The organism is Kribbella sp. NBC_00889 (assembly GCF_045207705.1).
GTDB lineage: Bacteria > Actinomycetota > Actinomycetes > Propionibacteriales > Kribbellaceae > Kribbella.
In genome coordinates, this window is record NZ_CP108783.1 from 2,935,893 (window position 1) to 2,953,312 (window position 17,420).

General features: G+C 70.3%; 10 protein-coding genes. 9 read left to right on the forward strand and 1 reads right to left on the reverse strand.

Going from position 1 to position 17,420, the window contains the following annotated elements; translation table 11 throughout:
- Positions 1–34: 34 nt before the first annotated feature.
- From OG817_RS14245 to OG817_RS14255, 3 genes are read left to right on the forward strand one after another with little or no spacing between them, the layout of a single operon-like run.
- A complete protein-coding gene (locus tag OG817_RS14245; RefSeq protein ID WP_406054863.1) occupies positions 35–6,775 on the forward strand; it encodes a toxin glutamine deamidase domain-containing protein in 6,741 nt (2,246 codons plus the stop codon).
- Entirely contained in the window at positions 6,772–7,296 is a 525-nt protein-coding gene (locus OG817_RS14250; RefSeq protein WP_406054865.1) for a hypothetical protein, read from the forward strand. The genes OG817_RS14245 and OG817_RS14250 overlap by 4 nt, the downstream gene beginning before the upstream one ends.
- A gap of 1 nt (position 7,297) precedes the next feature.
- A complete protein-coding gene (locus OG817_RS14255; RefSeq protein WP_131356895.1) occupies positions 7,298–7,579 on the forward strand; it encodes a hypothetical protein in 282 nt (93 codons plus the stop codon).
- A gap of 6 nt (positions 7,580–7,585) precedes the next feature.
- Here the strand turns inward: OG817_RS14255 and OG817_RS14260 are convergent, their stop codons facing one another.
- Positions 7,586–8,434, reverse strand: coding sequence for a hypothetical protein (locus tag OG817_RS14260; RefSeq protein WP_406054867.1), 849 nt, complete (start codon positions 8,432–8,434; stop codon positions 7,586–7,588).
- Between the two features lie 185 nt (positions 8,435–8,619).
- Here OG817_RS14260 and eccCa point away from each other — a divergent pair, with 185 nt between their 5' ends.
- The 6 genes from eccCa (at position 8,620) to OG817_RS14290 (ending at position 17,394) form a co-directional block, all read left to right on the forward strand.
- Positions 8,620–12,588: a type VII secretion protein EccCa gene (gene eccCa, locus OG817_RS14265; protein WP_406054869.1), complete on the forward strand. Its 3,969-nt coding sequence runs from the start codon at positions 8,620–8,622 to the stop codon at positions 12,586–12,588.
- Complete coding sequence (locus tag OG817_RS14270; protein WP_406054871.1) at positions 12,585–12,968, forward strand: hypothetical protein; 384 nt, start codon at positions 12,585–12,587, stop codon at positions 12,966–12,968. The genes eccCa and OG817_RS14270 overlap by 4 nt, the downstream gene beginning before the upstream one ends.
- A 1-nt stretch (position 12,969) precedes the next feature.
- Positions 12,970–14,019 (forward strand): DUF6177 family protein, encoded by a 1,050-nt coding sequence (locus OG817_RS14275; protein WP_406054873.1) that lies wholly within the window; start codon positions 12,970–12,972, stop codon positions 14,017–14,019.
- 28 nt (positions 14,020–14,047) lie between these two features.
- On the forward strand, positions 14,048–15,370 hold the full coding sequence (locus OG817_RS14280) for an EsaB/YukD family protein (protein WP_406054875.1): 1,323 nt from the start codon (positions 14,048–14,050) through the stop codon (positions 15,368–15,370).
- 12 nt (positions 15,371–15,382) lie between these two features.
- Complete coding sequence (locus OG817_RS14285) at positions 15,383–16,654, forward strand: MinD/ParA family protein (protein WP_406054877.1); 1,272 nt, start codon at positions 15,383–15,385, stop codon at positions 16,652–16,654.
- A gap of 164 nt (positions 16,655–16,818) precedes the next feature.
- On the forward strand, positions 16,819–17,394 hold the full coding sequence (locus OG817_RS14290) for a Rieske (2Fe-2S) protein (protein WP_360446955.1): 576 nt from the start codon (positions 16,819–16,821) through the stop codon (positions 17,392–17,394).
- Positions 17,395–17,420 lie beyond the last annotated feature (26 nt).

The window sequence follows — 17,420 nt, forward strand, 5'->3', positions numbered from 1 at the left end:
TGTTGACCCAGCGCGACCGAGGAATTGAACCGACATGATCGAACCGAACGGCATCCCGATCGAGAAGATCTCGACCGTGGTCACGGCGCTCGAGCAGAACGTGCCAGGACTCAGCGGCCTCGGGCAGAAGTTCACCGACCTGGGCAACAACGTCCACAACACCTTCCAGCGCCTGAACGGGGTGTACCACGCGCCTGAGCGTGAGGTCCTGGTCAACTCGACGAAGAAGATCCAGACGAACCTGACCGAGTTCGGTCCGAGTCTGCCGGCCATGTCGCGGCATCTGACCAACCTGACCGGCGACGTCCGGGGCAAGCTCGGCACGCTGAAGGACATCCGGGAGGAGGCCTACGAGTGGCATCGGCGGAAGAACCGCAACCCGGAGTGGAAGAACGATCAGGACATGATCGACGACAACAACCGGATGGTCGAGGACGTCCGCCGGATCGTCCGGGAGGAGATTCCGAACCTCTGCTTCTCCGCCGCCAACGAGATCGTCAAGCTGCACGGCGGTAAGCCCTGGGACTCGAAGACCGGTGTGCGCGAGGGCGAGAAGCCGCCGGAGCAGAAGGAGCAGGACGGCGATCCGCCGCCGGAGGCGTGGGGAACGTCCGAGGATCGGGACAAGCCGCTGTGGCAGGACTGCCTCGAGTTCCCGGTGAACTTCGTCGTCGGTGTCGCCACCGTGGTCGGTGAGACGCTCGAGGGTCTGCTGACCCTGATCCCGGTGCTGCCCGCGATCGCCAGCATCCCCGGCGTCCGGGACTGGGCGAAGGACAAGCTCGGGTGGGACATGCCCACCTGGGAGGACGCGGGCAACGCCTGGAAGGGCCTGGGCCTGATGGTCGCCCATCTTGCGACCGCGCCCATTGAGCTCGCCTGGTGGGGCTTCGATCAGCTCACCGGCCTGGACACCCGGCCTGACGCGGTGAAGTCGTACAGCGAGCAGGGCGCCCAGATGGGTCTGGGCATGGTCAAGGGCTTCGTCGCTTGGGACGAGTGGGCGAAGAACCCGGGCAAGGCGTTCGGCATGGCGCTTACCAACGTGGTCGCGACCGTGGCCAGCGGTGGTAGTGCCGGTGCGATCAAGACCGCGGCGATGGCCGGCAAGTTCGGCGCAGCGAGCATGGCGGTGGCGAAGGTCGCCAAGGTGGCCGAGTTCGCGCAGGGGACCAGGATCGCCATGCACGACGGCGTCCTCGGCGCGGTGACGAAGATCCCGAAGGTCGGCGACGTGGTCGGCGGCCTGTCGAAGATCCCGATCGTCGGCGACACCTTCAAGCTGCAGGGCGTCCCGAACATCGACGTACCGTCGACGCACACTCCGGACGTCAGTTCGTCGGACACCCCGGATGTCAGCACGCCGACGCACACCCCGGATGTCAGCACGCCTGCGGCCCGCGCGGATGCGCCGACGGTCGACAGTCCATCGGTGGACACGCCTGCGGTACACGACACAGGCGGCACGCCGCAGAGTCCGGTCAGCGATGCCCCGTCGGCTCCGCTGTCGCACGCCGACCCGAGTACGACGTCGCCCGCCGCGCACACCGGCCCCGCCACCACCACACCCGGCGGCAACTCCCCGGCCCCGACAACCCAAATGTCGGCGCCAACCACTCACGCCCCCGACACCCAGCCCACGCCAGGCACCTCCCGCGCACCGGAGTCCGGTACGCCGAGCACGTCGCGCGGCCCGGAGCCGACCACGCCGTCCACGTCCCGTGCGCCGGAGTCCGGTACGCCGAGCACGTCGCGTGCGCCGGAGTCGAGCACTCCGTCCACGTCGCGTGCGCCGGAGTCGAGCACTCCGTCCACGTCGCGTGCGCCGGAGTCGAGCACGCCGTCCACGTCGCGTGCGCCGGACTCGACCACGCCGGGGACGACGCGCAGTCCCGACGGGCAGACGACGCCGGGCACGTCCCGCGGGCCGGAGTCCTCGGCACCTGGTTCGACCCGCGCGCCCGACTCGACCACGCCCAGCGGAACCCGCACGCCGGATTCCACGTCGCCGAGCACCACGCGTACCCCGGACTCCACCACGACTCCGGGAACCACACGCACGCCCGAGCCGTCTACGCCGAGCTCGCACACGCCGGGGACCAGCCACACGCCGGACTCACCCGGCACGCACACCTCGGAGACCCCCGGCACACGCTCCCCGGAGACCCCGGGCACGCACACTCCGCGCACGCCGGAAAGCGGGACTCCGCATACGCCGGAATCGACCACCCCGGGTCGCACACCTGAGTCGACGACACCGAGCACGCACACCTCGGAGACGCCCGGTACGCGCTCCCCGGAGACCCCCGGTACGCGCTCCCCGGAGACCCCCGGTACGCACACGCCGGAGGCGCCCCGCACGCCTGAGCCGGGGCCGGCGCGGGCGCCGGACGTGGCACCTGCGGCGAGGAACGCCGACCCCGTGGTCCAGCCGGTCATGCCGGTGCACCCCGGCGTACCAGGGCACGTCGGCGGACCGCACGGCGCACCGAATGCCCCGCATTCCAACGCGCCGGGGACGCCGAATGCCCCGCATCCCAACGCCCCGGGGACGCCGAACGCGCCGCACTCCAACGCGCCGGGTGCGCCGAATCGGCCGCATGACGCGGCGAACGATCCGACGTGGGACGACCCGCTGCGCCGGCAGGTCGAGCTCGACCGGTTGAAGCCGGACTATCTGCGTCCGGAGCCGGGAAAGCCGCGCTCGATGGTCGACCCGCACCAGCACATTCCGGCGCGGCGGGAGGATCCGCGCTGGGGCGAGCTGAACGATTCGGTCGGCGACCCGCCGGTGAGCAACGTGCCGGACTGGGTGGGCCGGGTCAATCCGGACCACGACCTGAGCCCGCACTACCGGATGAACTGCCCGGACATCTCGCGGAACGTCGCCGACATCCTGAACGGCGGTGAGCCGCGGCTGGCGTCCGGGAACGCGTTCAAGAGCGGCGAGGATCCCGAGGGGACCCTCGAGTGGATGGACCTGGACGACTTCCGGCCGGAGCACAAGATGGCGGCGCCGCAGGGCCCGCACAACCCGGCGGACTTCACGAATGCGGCGTACCGCCGGGTGTACGACGCGCTGACCGGTAAGCCGCCGGGCACGCACGCGAACATCTTCGTGACCTGGAAGGGCGGGACCGGCGGGCACGTCTTCAACGCCTTCGTCGACGAGGGCGGCCGGGTCAAGTTCCTGGACGCGCAGCCTCCGGGCGGCAGGCTGGTCGACTCGTTCCCGCCCGGACACACGTCCCCGCACCCGGTGAACCCGTACCACGACGCCAACGGCCGGCCGGTGGACATCGACTCCATCATGTTCGCCACCCGTGAACCAGGCGGACGCTGGGACGGCATCCCGCGCTCGCCGAACACCCCGCCGGCGTCCCAGCTGCGCTTCCAGCGCGACGTACGTCCCGTCTCGGGCGCTCCCGACGTACCCAACGCGTCCCCGCCCATCGCGGACCGCCTCAACCCACCAGACGCGCCAGCCCGCACCCCGGACCCGGCGTCACCAATAACCTCACGCCCCGAGGGGCGTGCACCAGAGTCCGGTACGCCGAGTTCGCGGTCCGACGCTCCGCAGTCCGAAACGCCCCGTCACACGGATCAACCGGAATCCCGCACCCCGGAGCAGCCACACCACGCCCCGGAAACGCATGCACCGGACGCCCACACGCCAGACCAGCACGCACCGGAGGGCCGCACACCAGATCCGCACGCGCCGGAGGGGCGTACCCCGGCGGGGCATACCCCGGGGGCCGACGGGCGTACGCCGGATGGGCACACTCCGGAGACGCGTGCGCCGGAGGGTCGTGCGCCGGATCGGCACACCCCGGCGGCGCGTACCTCGGGGGCCGACGGGCGTACGCCGGATGGGCACACTCCGAAGACGCGTGCGCCGGAGGGTCGTACGCCGGAGACGCGTGCGGCGGAGGGTCGTGCGCCGGAGACGCATGCGCCTGACGGGCGTACCCCGGAAACGCACACCCCGACGGGGCGTACACCGGGGGCCGACGGGCGTACGCCGGATGGGCACACTCCGGACGCGCGCACGCCGGATACACATGCGGCAGAGACGCATGTGCCGGAGGGGCATTCGCCGGATACAAATGCGGCAGAGACGCGTGCCCCGGACACGCACACTTCCGGCACGTATGCGCCGGAGGGGCGTGGGGCTCAGCAGTTCGGGGTTGGGCGGGTGGACGATGGCGGACCGTTTGCGGGATCGGAGTTGGCTGATCGGGGGTTCCGGGCTTCGGCGCAGGACGAGGCGGCGTACCGGGCCACGTTGCGGTCGATCGACCGGGCCAAGATGGCCGAGCACCGGGGGCGTGGGCGAGCCCAGCTCGGGGATCAGATCGACGACCTGTCGGACGTCGAGCTCAATGCCATGGAAGAGATGCTCGGGATGCCCCATCAGGACATCAACCGAGCGTTCCGTGCAGGCGACCCGACTGTCGAGCGGATGCCGCTCGTCCGCGTGGCGACGTCGGCGATGAACAGACTGCCTGACCACGTGGGGGAGATCCATCGAGGGATCACCTTCGACACACCCGGCGAACTGCAGGCGTTCCTGGACCGGTACACACCGGGCAACACCGTCCGGGAGCCGGCGTTCACACACTCGGACAAGGACCCGGCCGGCGCCGAGATCTTCAGCGGCGGGCAGTACGCGCCGGCTCGGGTGGTCATGCACATCGATGCTCACCACGGCAAGGACATGTCGTTCCTGCGTGATCCGGACCTCGGTGTGGACGAGGTCATCCACCCGCCGCACACGTCGTTCTACCCGACGAAGCTGGAGTTCGATCCGGAGACCAAGACGTGGCACGTGCATGTGCGTGACCACGGTGGGCCGGTCGACGCGCCCGTCGGCGAAGCGCCGCGGGTTGTGGTGGAGCCTGACAACACGAGTTCGTACTGGCGGCAGCAGGCGGAGAGCCGCTACCCGTCGCCGCAGCCTCCGGTAGACCTGTCCGTTCCCGGCCAGCCTGTGCACCCGACGGCACCGTTCGGCCCCGGCCAGCCGCACCAGCCAGCCGACCCGTTCGCCCCGAGCCAGCACCAGCAGCCCTACGGCCCAGGCCAGCCGAACTACGGCCCGCCCCAGCCGGGGCAGTCGTTCGGTCCGGGTCAGCCGGACTATGGGCCGCCTCAGCCGCCTCAGCCGGGGCAGTCGTTCGGTCCGGGCCAGCACCAGCCGGGTGAGTCGTACGGACCTGGGCAGTCGCATCAGCCGGGTGAGTCGTTTGGGCCTGGGCAGCAGCAGCCTGGCTACGGTCCGCCCCATCCGGAGCCGGACTACGGGCCGCAGCAGCCGGGGAACCAGCCAGGGCAGCAACCACATCAGCAGTACCCGGGGCATCAGCAGCCGGGGCAGCCGCATCAGCCATACGGGCCACCGCATCAGCAGCCGCATGCGCCGAACCAGCCGGGCCAACCCGGGCAGCCGGGGTTTGGTCCAGGACATCGGCAACCGGGGGAGCCGGGGTTCGGTCCGGGGCATCGGGAGCCGGAGCAGCCGGGGTACCCGGGGCAGCAGCCGGGGCAGCCGTACCAGCCGGGCCAACCGGGGGAGCCGGGGTTCGGTCCGGGGCAGCCGCACCAGGCGTACGGCCCGCCTCATCAGCGGCCGCCGTACGGGCCGGGCCATCAGCAGCCGCATGCGCCGAATCAGCCTGGGCAGCCGCATCCGCCGCAGCCGGGCCGACCCCCGCACCACCCGGGGCAGCCGCCGTATCACCCAGGGGAGCAGCCGGGGCAGCCGCCGTATCACCCGGGGCAGGAGCCGTTTGGGCCGGCGGGGCATGATCCGTACGGGCCTCCGCGTCAGCCGGAGTCGCCGTACGGGCCGCCGCAGCAACGGCATCAGCAGCCGCACAACCCGCAGCAGCCGCATAACCCGCAGCAGCCCTACAACCCGCAGCAGCCGCACAACCCGCAGCAGCCGCACAACCCGCAGCAGCAGCCGGGGTACTCGCCGCAGGAACACGGGCCGTACGCCCGCCACGACCAGCCGCCGCGGCAGAGCGGATACGGATCCGCGCCGGAAGGTCCGCAGCCGGACTACTCGTCACACGCCGGCCACGGCGAGCAGCCGACGCACGGTGAGCGGCCAACGCACAGTGAACAGCCAACGCACGGGACCGCGCCGGAGGGTGCCTCGCCGGCGGCCCAGCGAAACTCTGAGTACCCGGTGCGCGAACCGGACCACAACGAGTTCGTCGAGAACGACACCCCGAAGGCGGAGGCCGGGTTCCGCGACGTCCGGAACATGACGGATGACGTTCCGAACGTCGCCGCGGCGGCGAACCTCGATCCGTCGCTGGTGGACACAGCGAGGCGGAACCTCTTCGTGAACACCCACGATGTCGCGATCGGCCCTGGCGATGTCCGGCACGGGAACTTCAGAGCGGACGAGGTGATCGCCGACCTGTGGAAGGAAGCGGCGTCGGGGAAGCAGTTGTCCCGCGACAAGGTCAACATGCTGCGGTCACTGATCGCCCACGAGGTCGTGGAAGCCAAGCTGATCGAGGCCGGGGTACCGTACAACTTCGCCGAACCGAAGCTGTGGGGACCGGACAAGTACTACGACTTCAGTCGCGAGCACGCGGGTGCGCATCAGGTGGCACCCCGGTCGTTGCAGAGCTGGGACGAGGCGGACTTGCTGAAACACTGGAGAACGCTCGGGCTGACCCCTCCTCCCGGTGGGATCGCGCCTGATCTGTCGAACCTGGACGAGGTCGTCCGAGCTGCGATCGAGGGGATGGGATGGTGACCGACACGACCGCCGCGGAGCGCATGGTCGACCGCCTCCTCGCCGTGAAGTGGGACGACGACGTCGCCTACCAGCGGCGCCGCTCCCGCGCACGGCTGGCGAGCGAGTTCCTGCGACGGACGGCGCAGTGGGCGCTGGCCGTCGGAGCGATCGAGAGTTGGCCGTTCGGCGATCTGGCCGGCGCCGTGGATCCGGCGGTCGCTGTCGACCCGGCGCTGCAGGCCAGGCTCGCGCTCGACGCGGCGACCGCGGGCGAGTTTCCGGTCCGTCCGACGGATGCCGCGGTGATCGTGCGGTGGGCAGCGCTCGGGAGCCTCCCGCGGCAACGGTTCCCAGAGCTGGCTGATCCGTACGAGCCGTTGCTGGTGATGTTCGGCCGTGGCGGTGCGTACACGGTGGCGAACGGCGCGATCGAGCTGGGCTACGGCACGCTCCCGATCCTGTCGGTGGCAGAGCGGGCTTCGCTTGCGCCGCAACCGATCGACGCGGCGTCGTTGGACGCGTTGGACCGGGAGGGCTGAGATGTCCGGGAACTACGGTACGCAGGTCATCGAGTCGGTCGCGGTCCGGCGGCGGCGGTTGCGGGAGGCCTGGTTGTTCGGGGCCGAACGGGCCAGGAACACGCTGACCGAGCAGACCGGGAAGGTGTTCGCCAGCGTGATGATCGGGGCGGTCGCCTGTGCCGGGTGTGCCGGAGTCTCGTACTTCAAGACCTCGATGGCCAAGGAGAACGAGAAGAACCAGCAGCCGGTGCCGACGGCAACGACCTCCGGCCCGGTCAGTCCGTCACCGTCGAAGAAGTAGCCGGCCTCAGCGACCGAACAGGTGCCGAAGCCAGGTCCGCCGCGGTTGTGGCTTGACCGCGGCCGGGAGTACCGCGGTCGGCGGTGTCGCCAGCGTCACGGGAACCTGGACCATCTGGTCGCCCTGCAACCAGAAGAGATCCGGCGAGCATCGGTCCGGCGCGCCCTGGTAGCTCTCGGCGACCCACCGGGCGAGCGCGTCGGCGCGCGCCTGCCCGGCGTCGGCGGGGCAGTACGCGAGCGTGCTCAATCGGGGTACGCCGATCAACAGGCCCGCTCCCATCGATGCCTGTGGCAACAAGTGTTCCCGGTCCACGATCGCCATCGAGACCAGCGGGTCGTCGTCGCGGCCGAGAACAGTGAAGCCATCGTGCTGCTGCGGCTCCAGGTCGGTGATCTCGGCCAGGGACAACTGCACCGGTGACGGTACGCCGGGATCGGCGAGCCCGAGCATCGCGCGCCGGACCACGGTCAGCCGGCGCAATTCGTCGCCGGTACGGACGAAGACGACGACCTCGAAGTGGTCCCCGAACGGGATCAACGCGTCGGCGACCGGGCCTGCCGTCCGGGCGGACCAGCCGCGCTGCACCAGCAGGGCACGCTGACGTTCGCCGACGTCGCCGTACCGGTGCTCCTCGGTGGCGAGCTCACCCTCCGCGACGACGGCCCGCAGCCAGGCCTCGATCTGCTCCGGCCAGCGCGGCTGTGGTAGCTGGAGGCAACGATTGACGATCTCGCCGACGCCGACCACCGCGGACATCTGCAGTGCACCCCGGCCCCAGCCGACCTCCACGGTCCGCTCGTCGGCGTCCACCACGCAACCCGGTAACCAGATCGGTGCGAGATCCGAAATCATTTCCACCACGGTGGAATCGTTCGCGCCCGTCATCCCTTGACCTCACCCACCACTAGAGTGTCTCGCACGTCCGTCGGTAAGAAGTACGAAGTCCCCCGCGCAACCGCGGGCTGGTCCAGCGGAGGAAAACCTTAGTGGCAAGCCGGATCGTGCACCGCCCGGCGCGGCGTACACCTGCCCCCAGGGTGCAGCAGCAGCGAGTGATCGAGGTCGCACCGAGTCTCGGCGGTGCCGGCGGCGGTGGAGGCGGCGGCGCCATGCAGATGCTGCTGCCGATGGTCGGCAGCATCGGTTCGGTCGCGATGATGACGATGGGCCGCTCCGGTCCGATGGTCATGGTCGGTGTCGGACTGCTGGCGCTCACCATGGTCGGTTCCATCGGCGGCATGATCGCGTCTCGGGGCAAGGGTGGCAAGGACCGCAAGCAGCAGCGCACCCGCTACCTGGACTACCTGGAGCGGATGCGGGACGACTTCTCGAAAGAGGAGCGGAAGGCCCGGGCCCAGGCGCTCGAGCTGAACCCGCCACCGGACGCGCTGCTCGACTGCGTCGTGGACGTGTCCCGGCTGTGGGAGCGGCGCCGTACCGACAGTGACTTCCTGCAGCCGCGCTGCGGTAGCGGCCGGGTGCCGGTGGTCCCGGCGTCGGTAGGCCAGGGCGGTTCCGCGATGGAGCCCCCGGACCAGTTCATGATGGCGGAGGCCAACGCGCTGGTCCGGCGGTTCACGCTGATGCCGGACATGCCGCTGACGGTCCCGCTGGACCATGTCGGCAATGTCAGCATCATCGGTGACCGCGAGGGCGTCGTCCGGGTGGCTCGGTCACTGCTCGTGCAGACGGCGGTGTTCCAGGCACCGGAGGACGTGATCCTGGCGGCCGCGTATCCGCGGGCCGCGCTCCCGGACTGGCAGTGGCTGAGCTGGCTGCCGCATGTCCAGGACCCGGAGCGCGCGGACGGCCCGACGCCGTTCCGCCGGATCGCCGACACGCCGCAGAAGCTGTCGCAACTGCTCACCGACGACCTGTCCGAGCGGGTCCAGTGGGCGACCGAGTCGCGCCGCGGCTCGGTGAGCTTCGAGGACCGCCGCAAGCTGACCCAGCGGATCCTGGTCCTGCACGACACGTACGGCGACGTCGCGGCGGAGGTCCGCCCGCAGGCCGACGACTCCCTCGTCCCCGGCGAGCTCGGTGTCACCGTGCTGCACCTGGTCGCCGACCGCGTCCAGGAGCCGAGCTCGGTGACGATGCGCATCACCGTGTACGGCGACGACGTCCGCATCGAGGACCTGCGCGGGCAGTACCCGATGGTCGCCAGCGGCCAGGTCGACCGCCTGGACGCCGCGGTGGCCGAGGGGGTGGCCCGCGAGCTCGCGCCGCTGCGGCTGTCGGCGGAGTCCCTGGAGGAGGACGCCCAGCTCGATGACGTCGACTTCATGGGCCTGATCGGCATCGGGGACGTCGCCGAGCTGGACTTCAGCCAGCTGTGGAAGCCGCGGTCCGATCGGCAGTTCCTGCGGGTCCCGCTGGGGGTCGACGACAACGGCGCCGTCGTCCTGGTCGACCTGAAGGAATCCGCCCAGCTCGGTATGGGCCCGCACGGCCTGTGCATCGGTGCGACCGGTTCGGGCAAGTCCGAGGTACTGCGGACCATGGTGCTGGCTCTGCTGGCCACGCACAGTCCGGAGGATCTCGCTCTGGTTCTGGTCGACTTCAAGGGTGGTGCGTCGTTCGCGCCGTTCGCCGGTGTGCCGCACGTGGCCGGCATCATCACCAACCTGCGTGACGACGCCAGTCTGATCGAGCGCGCGTACAAGAGCCTGGAAGGCGAGGTGCTGCGCCGCCAGCAGGTGCTGAAGGACGCGGGCAACATCGCCAACATCACCGACTACCGGCTGCACCGCGAGCAGAACCCGGACCTGCCGGCGCTGCCGCACCTGTTCGTGATCATCGACGAGTTCGGCGAGTTGCTGAACGAGCGGCCGGACTTCATCGATCTGTTCCTTTCGATCGGCCGGATCGGCCGGTCGATCGGTGTGCACCTGCTGCTGTCCAGCCAGCGGATCGAGTCCGGCAAGCTGCGCGGGCTCGAGACCTACCTGTCGTACCGGCTCGGCCTGCGGACGTTCTCCGAGGAAGAGAGCCGGACGGTGCTGGACACCACCGACGCGTTCCACCTGCCGCCGCTGCCGGGCTTCGGGTTCCTGAAGGTCGACACGAGCGTCTACCAGCGGTTCCGGGCGGCGTACATCTCCGGCCCGTACGTCCCGCCGGCCGACGAGGTCGTCGAGGACCAGGGCGAGTACGTCCGGCCGCACGAGCTGACGCCGTACCAGCAGTCCGAGGCGGAGCTGGAGGCCCGCATGCCGGTCGCGGAGAAGGCGACCGAGCGGACGACCGGTCCGACGGTGCTGAACGTGTTCGTCGACCAGGTACGCCGTACTGCTCAGCCGGTGCTGAAGATCTGGCTGCCGCCGCTGCCGGCCTCCTGCACGCTGGACGGTCTGGCCGGCCGTGCGGACTACATCGACGGCCGTGGGCTGCAGCTGGCCGTCCGATCGCCGCAGATGTGCCCGCCGGTGGGCGTGGTCGACGACCCGGCCAACCAGCGCCAGGAGGTCCTCCGGCTGGACCTGACCCGGGCCGGTGGTCACGCCGCGATCGTCGGCGGCCCGCAGTCCGGCAAGACGACTGCGCTGCGGACGCTGGTGACCTCGCTGGCGCACACCCACACCCCGCAAGAGGTCGCGATCTACGCGCTCGATCTCGCCGGTGGCGGTATGCAGGCGCTGTCCGAGCTTCCGCACGTCGGCGGTGTCGCGCTGCGCACCGACCGGGAGCGGATCCGGCGGACGGTCGAAGAGATCCGCGGCATGATCGACCAGCGCGAGCGGGTGTTCCGCAACCACGCCATCGACACGATGGAGGCGCTGCGCGCGGACCACGCGGCCGGCAGCCTCCCGGAGCTGCCGACGGCGGACGTTGTCCTCGTGATCGACAACTTCGGCGCGATCCGGACGACGTTCGACGAACTGGACGAGCCGATCACCGACATCCTCCAGCGGGGCAGCAGCTACGGCGTGCACGTGGTCACGGCGATGATGCGGTGGAACGACATCCGGATGCAGAACCAGTCGATGTTCGGGACGATGCTCGAGCTCCGGCTGAACGACCCGTCGGACTCCACTATCGACCGGCGCCTGCAGGACGTGCTGCGCAAGGCAGGCCCGGGCCGAATGCTGATCCCGGGCAGCAAGCTGTACGCCCAGTTCGCACTGCCCCAGATCGACGGTGCGGCCGACGACACGAACCTGACCGACGTACTCGAGGCCCAGGCCGTGGCGGCGCGGTCCACCTGGCAGGGTCCGCGGGCACCGCAGATCCGGATCCTGCCGCTGCAGCTGCCGCGCAACCAGGTGGCCGACGAGGTCCGGCAGCCGGCCGTCGTCCCGATCGGTGTGGACGAGCGGGCGCTGGCACCGGTGTATCTCGACCTGGCCGGCCGGGACACCAACCTGGTCGTCTTCGGCGACAGCGGTTCCGGCAAGACGAACATCGTCCGGCTGGTCGTGCAGCAGCTGATCGACCAGCACACCTCGGACCAGCTCGTGTTCGCGGTGATGGACCCGCGACGCGGCCTGCGCGAGTTCGTCCCGGAGGCGTACGTCGGTGGCTACGCGCCGACGGGCCGGGTCGCCGCCGGGCTCGCCAACGGGGTGTCGGAGGAGCTGGCGAAGCGGATGCCGGACGACACCGGCGCGATCCCCGAGGCAGGGCAGGGCGGCCCGCGGATCGTCGTGCTGGCCGACGACTACGACCTGCTGACATCGGGCGGCCAGTCGCCGATGGACGCGTTCCTGCCGTACGTCGCGTCGGGCCGCGACATCAAGCTGCACTTCATCGTCACCAGGCGCGCCTCGGGTGCGTCGCGGCAGATGTACGAGCCGTTCATGTCCGCAGTGCTCGAGTCCGGAGCGGCCGGCCTGGTCCTGTCCGGCGACCGCAGCGAGGGACAGCTCTTCACCGGAGCCTACCCGGGCGACTACCCGCCCGGCCGCGGTTTGTTCGTACGGCGGGGAGACGGGCCGGAGCTGGTCCAGACGGCGATGGCGGATCCGGCACCGGCCGTCGCCCAGAGCAGCGGAGGAACGACATGACCTACGACCTGGTGGCGCTCGTGAACGGGCGCCCGTCGAGCGACGACATCCTGGCGGGGCTGCAGGCCGCGGGGGAGGAGCTCGGTGTACGCGCGGTCAGCGACGGGGCCGTCGTCCAGCTCTGCGACGCCGACGACCTGCCGCTGGTGTCGGTCGAGCTGCCGTTGCTGATCCAGGTGCCGGGTGAGGTCGAGCGGATGCTCGGTCCCGGCGTCGGTCCGGTGCAGACGCCGGCGTGGTGGGTGGAGATCCGCGCGACGGCGACCAAGGGTGGCCGCGACGTGGCGGAGAAGTACGCGAACTCGCTGATCGACCGGCTCGGCGGCAAGGTCTGGACGTCCGCGGGCGTCGGGGCACCCGAGACCGAAGGGACGAACTGAGATGCCGAACGACCTGACCTTCAGCCCGGGCGTCGACCTGATCACGGACAAGGTCGCCGTCGTCATGCAGGACCGCCCGGTGATCGGCATGTCGGCCTGGCTCAGCGACGCGCTGACGTCGGCCAAGGCGGCCGGGCGCGACGTCCAGCTGATCACGCCGAAGACGTCCCGGCTGACCTGGCCGGTCCGCTCGACGCTGTTCGGCGGCCTGAACGCGAAGTGGGTCGTCACCGCCGACGACGGGGAGTACTTCGACGGCCTCAACGGGGTCCGGCTGAAGTGGAACGGCGAGCAGTTCCTGGCCCGGTCGACGGCCAAGCCAGGGGAGCAGACGTCGGATCTGCATCCTGACTTCGCCGTCCAGGAGGACTTGTTCGGCCAGTTGCAGTTCACCGTGCGGGTCCGGCACAAGCCGGTTGCGAGCCTGGTGCTGGGCCGCGTCGCCGAACGACTGTTCACCGCGACCACCGGCACCGGACCGGCCGGCTGGTCGACGTCCGAGCCGGTCACCCAGCCCTGGAGCCCGGAGGCGCTGACCGAGTACTGCCGTGGCCGGGTGCCGGATCCGACCTGGTTGATCCTCGCGGGGCAGCCCGGCGCGGAGTTCCGGCCCGCGGTCGGCACCTTGGAGGCTCGCCGGACCCAGTCCGGCCTGGACGAGACGGTGACGCTGGCGGTCGCCCAGCCCGGGATGGACTTTCCCGACGTGAACAAGGTCGGCGACTGGATCGACGAGATCGCCGACAATTTCGAGCTGATCTCGGCGATGGTGATGGGGTCGTACGGCGCCGCCGACGGGACCTACCAGCCGCGGTTCGTCGCGATGGCGAGCCCGATCGGGATCGCGGCCGGCCACGAGGCGGTCGAGGGTTCCAGCGTGGCGGAGATGGTGAAGGTCGAGGGGATCAGCAAGGCGCTGGCCATCGGCCCGGCGCACTCGCCCGCGATCTGGTACCCGATCGGGAACGGGCGGGATCCGCGCGACTGGGAGAAGTACGCGGCGCTGATGAAGAAGCTCATCCCGGCCGAGGCGCTGGCCGGCCGGAAGTGACGAACGAGTACGACGGGAGTAGACAAGGATGAGCGTGTACAGCCGGGTGACGGTGATCGGTCAGCGCCGTCGGCTGGATGCGGTGCTGCCCGCCGACGAACCGCTCGGCGTACTGCTGCCGGACCTGCTGCGGATGCTGGACGAGCCGCTCCAGCAGACACCTCAGCGGCGCTTCCTCACCACCGCGGCCGGTGCGTTGGTTCCACCGGAGGGCACGCTCGCGTCCGCGCAGATCATCGACGGCACGGTGCTGCGGCTCGCGGCCGAGGGTGAGCTGCCTCCGCCTCCGACCGTGTACGACGTCACCGAGGAAGCCGTCGAGGACCTCAAGCGCCGCGGTACGACGTTCAAGCCCGCGCACCGGCGGATCCTGGCCGGAGCCGGGCTGGTGTTCTCGATCATCGCCGGCGCGATCTCGCTGCTGGTGGCCGCGCCGAACGCGCTGACCGCGGCGATCCTGGTGGTGCTGGCCGCGATCTGTGCCTTCATCGGCATCGCCCTCGGTCGCGGCGGCAGCAAGGTGGTCGCGATCCCGCTGGTCACGGTCGCGACGGTGCTGCTGGCGCTGTCGGTGGGCTTCTGGGCGCTCGACGCGGGATGGGATCTCGGGCTCGTCATCACGCTCGGCGCACTCTGCCTTGCCTTCGGACCGTTGCTGTACGCCGCCGCGGGCGTGGCCGGTGGTGGCGCGGTCGCTTCCGCGACGTCGATCCTGTTCGTCGCGGTCTGGATGATCGGTGTCGGCACCGGACTGGCCACCGAGCGGGTCGGTGCGCTCGCGGCACTGCTCGCCGTACTGCTGCTCGGACTGCTGCCGCGGATGGCGCTGGCGCTGTCCGGACTGTCCAACCTGGACGACCGTCGCGCGTCCGGCCAGGAGATCATGCGAGGCGACGTTCAGAGTGCGCTGAACGCGGCGCACCTGGGTCTCGCGTTGGCGACCGTGCCGATCGCAGTGTCGTCGGCAGTCGCCGGGATCATGCTGCTCCGGCAGAGTGGTGCGTGGGCGGTCGCACTTGCGCTGGTGCTGGCGTTCCTGCTGGCGTCGCGGTCGCGGTTGTACCCGCTGGTGAGTGAGGTGGCTGTTCTGTTCGCGGCCGCGTTCACGATCGTGACGGGGTGCGTGCTGATCGCGGCGCTGAACGGTCAGGGCGGTGCGTTCATCGCGCTCGGGTTGCTGGTGCTGGTGGCGATGTTCTGCGCCTTCGGTCTCGGTTTCGCACCGGCGGAGCATGTCCGCGCGCGGCTCACGCAACTGCTCGACTATCTTGAGGTCGGGGCGATCATCGTGACGGTCCCCCTGGCGCTGGGTGTGTTCGGCGTCTACTCCAAACTGCTGCACGCGTTCTGACGACCGGATGGAATGACTGAATCGAACTGGCAGGGTGACATGCTGCGCCAGATGGCGGAGCAGCCACCGGCCGAAGAACAGGCCCGCACCGACAACCCGCCGGCTCCCGCGGAACCGGGTCCGGAAGTACCGCCTGCCCCGGCGCCACCGCAACAGCAGCACCCGCCCCAGCCCTACCCCCAGGAGCAGTACCCGCCGCCGCCGTACGACCAGCAGCCGTACCCGCCGCAGCAGTACTACCCGCCACAGCAGCCGTACGAGCAGTACCCGCAGCAGCCGTATCCGCAGGAGCAATACCCACCACAGCAGTACCCGCAGCAGTACGGCCAGGGCCAGTACCCGTCGCCGCAGCCAGATCCGTATCAGTACATGCCGCCGCCACCTCCTCCGTACCAGGAGGCGCCGCCGCCCCAGCAGTACCCACCGCAGCAGCCGCCGCCTCAACCTCAGCAGGACGGGTGGGGAGCGCCGCAGCCGCAGCAGGAGGGGGACGAGGGCGACTCGGTGTTCCGGCACTTCCGCCGGATCGCGTCCGAGGCGGCGTACCTGATCGGCGCGTCCGGACGGATGCAGCGCGACGTCGACCACATCGCGACCATCCGCCGTCCGATCGCCATCATGCGTCGCGTCGGCGTGCTGAGTCCGGTCACCGACGGCGGTACGTCGACTGTCACCGCGCTGCTCGCCACCATGCTTGCGGCGCAACGCAGCGACCGCGTGGTCGCGGTGGACGTCGACCCGGCCGGTGCGGAGCTGTCGCGACGGCTCGAGCTGTCGCTGGGCGCCGGTCCGATCGAGGGCGTCAGTCTGGTCCGAAGCGACGCCAGCGCCGACGCGGTGCGTACGACGCTCGCCGAGGTGCAGGGCCAAGGCGCGCGGGACGTCGGTCTGGCCGTGGTGGACTGCCCGGGGACCATGTTCGACGAGATCGCCACCATGATGGCGTCCTCGGGGCACTGCGCGGTGCTCGTGGTGCCGTCCGCGCAGCAGGTGGCGAACTACTGCCTGACGCAGCTCGACCAGCTGACGCCGGACGGACAGGACGTGCTGCTGAGCCGCGGCGTCGTCGTCATCACCATGGTCGAGAACGTCCACTCGGGCTCGATCAACTGGCTGGTCGAGGCCTTCCGGCAACGCGGTCTGGAGCCGATCGTGCTGCCGTACGACGTCCACATCGCGCAGGCCTGGCCGATACATACCGAGGAGCTCCAGGCCGAGACGCGGCGCGCTGTGCTGGACCTGGCCGCCCGGGTGGTCGACACGGTCTCCCGCACTGCCAGCTGATTCTCAGCAAACTTTCAAATCGCGGTTGAATCCCGTAGCGGTTGAACCGTTCGCCTCAGCTGGTCGTTTGACTCGGTATCCGCCCGTTTGGAGGGGTCGGGTAGACAGCAAAGAAGCAGAGCATTCAATTACTTCGACCAGCAAGCTCCTGGAGGTCCAGATTCATGAGCGATGACACCATGGCACCACCCACCCCGCAGTCGACCGAGGCGACCCCTGCGCCCGAGGACGTGCGCGACCGGAGGACGGTGTTGCGCTGTGCGGCCATGGCTGCACTCGTAGGTGCCAGCGCCCCGATTCTCGCGGCCTGTGGTGGTGGCAACGACACGGCGGGAGGCGGCACCAGCAGCTCCGCGCCGACGACCGGCACCAGCTCAGCACCGACGACGGGCACCAGCTCGGCACCGACCAGCGGGACCAGCTCGGCGCCGCCGTCCAGTGCGAGCGGGGGCACAGTCCTCGGCCCGGTGTCCGACGTACCGGTCGGTGGCGGCAAGATCTTCACCGACGCGAAGGTGGTCGTGACGCAGCCGGCCGCGGGCCAGTTCAAGGGCTTCTCCGCGGTCTGCACCCACCAGGGCAACCCGGTGGGCTCGATCGAGAGCGGACAGATCGTCTGCCCGTTCCACGGCAGCCACTTCAGCATCAGCGACGGCAGCCCGACCAGTGGTCCGGCGCAGCGCCCGCTCCCGGCGGTCAACGTGGCCGTCGAGGGCAGCAACATCGTGCAGTCCGCCTGACAACAGCGAAAGGCCCGGCCACTCCC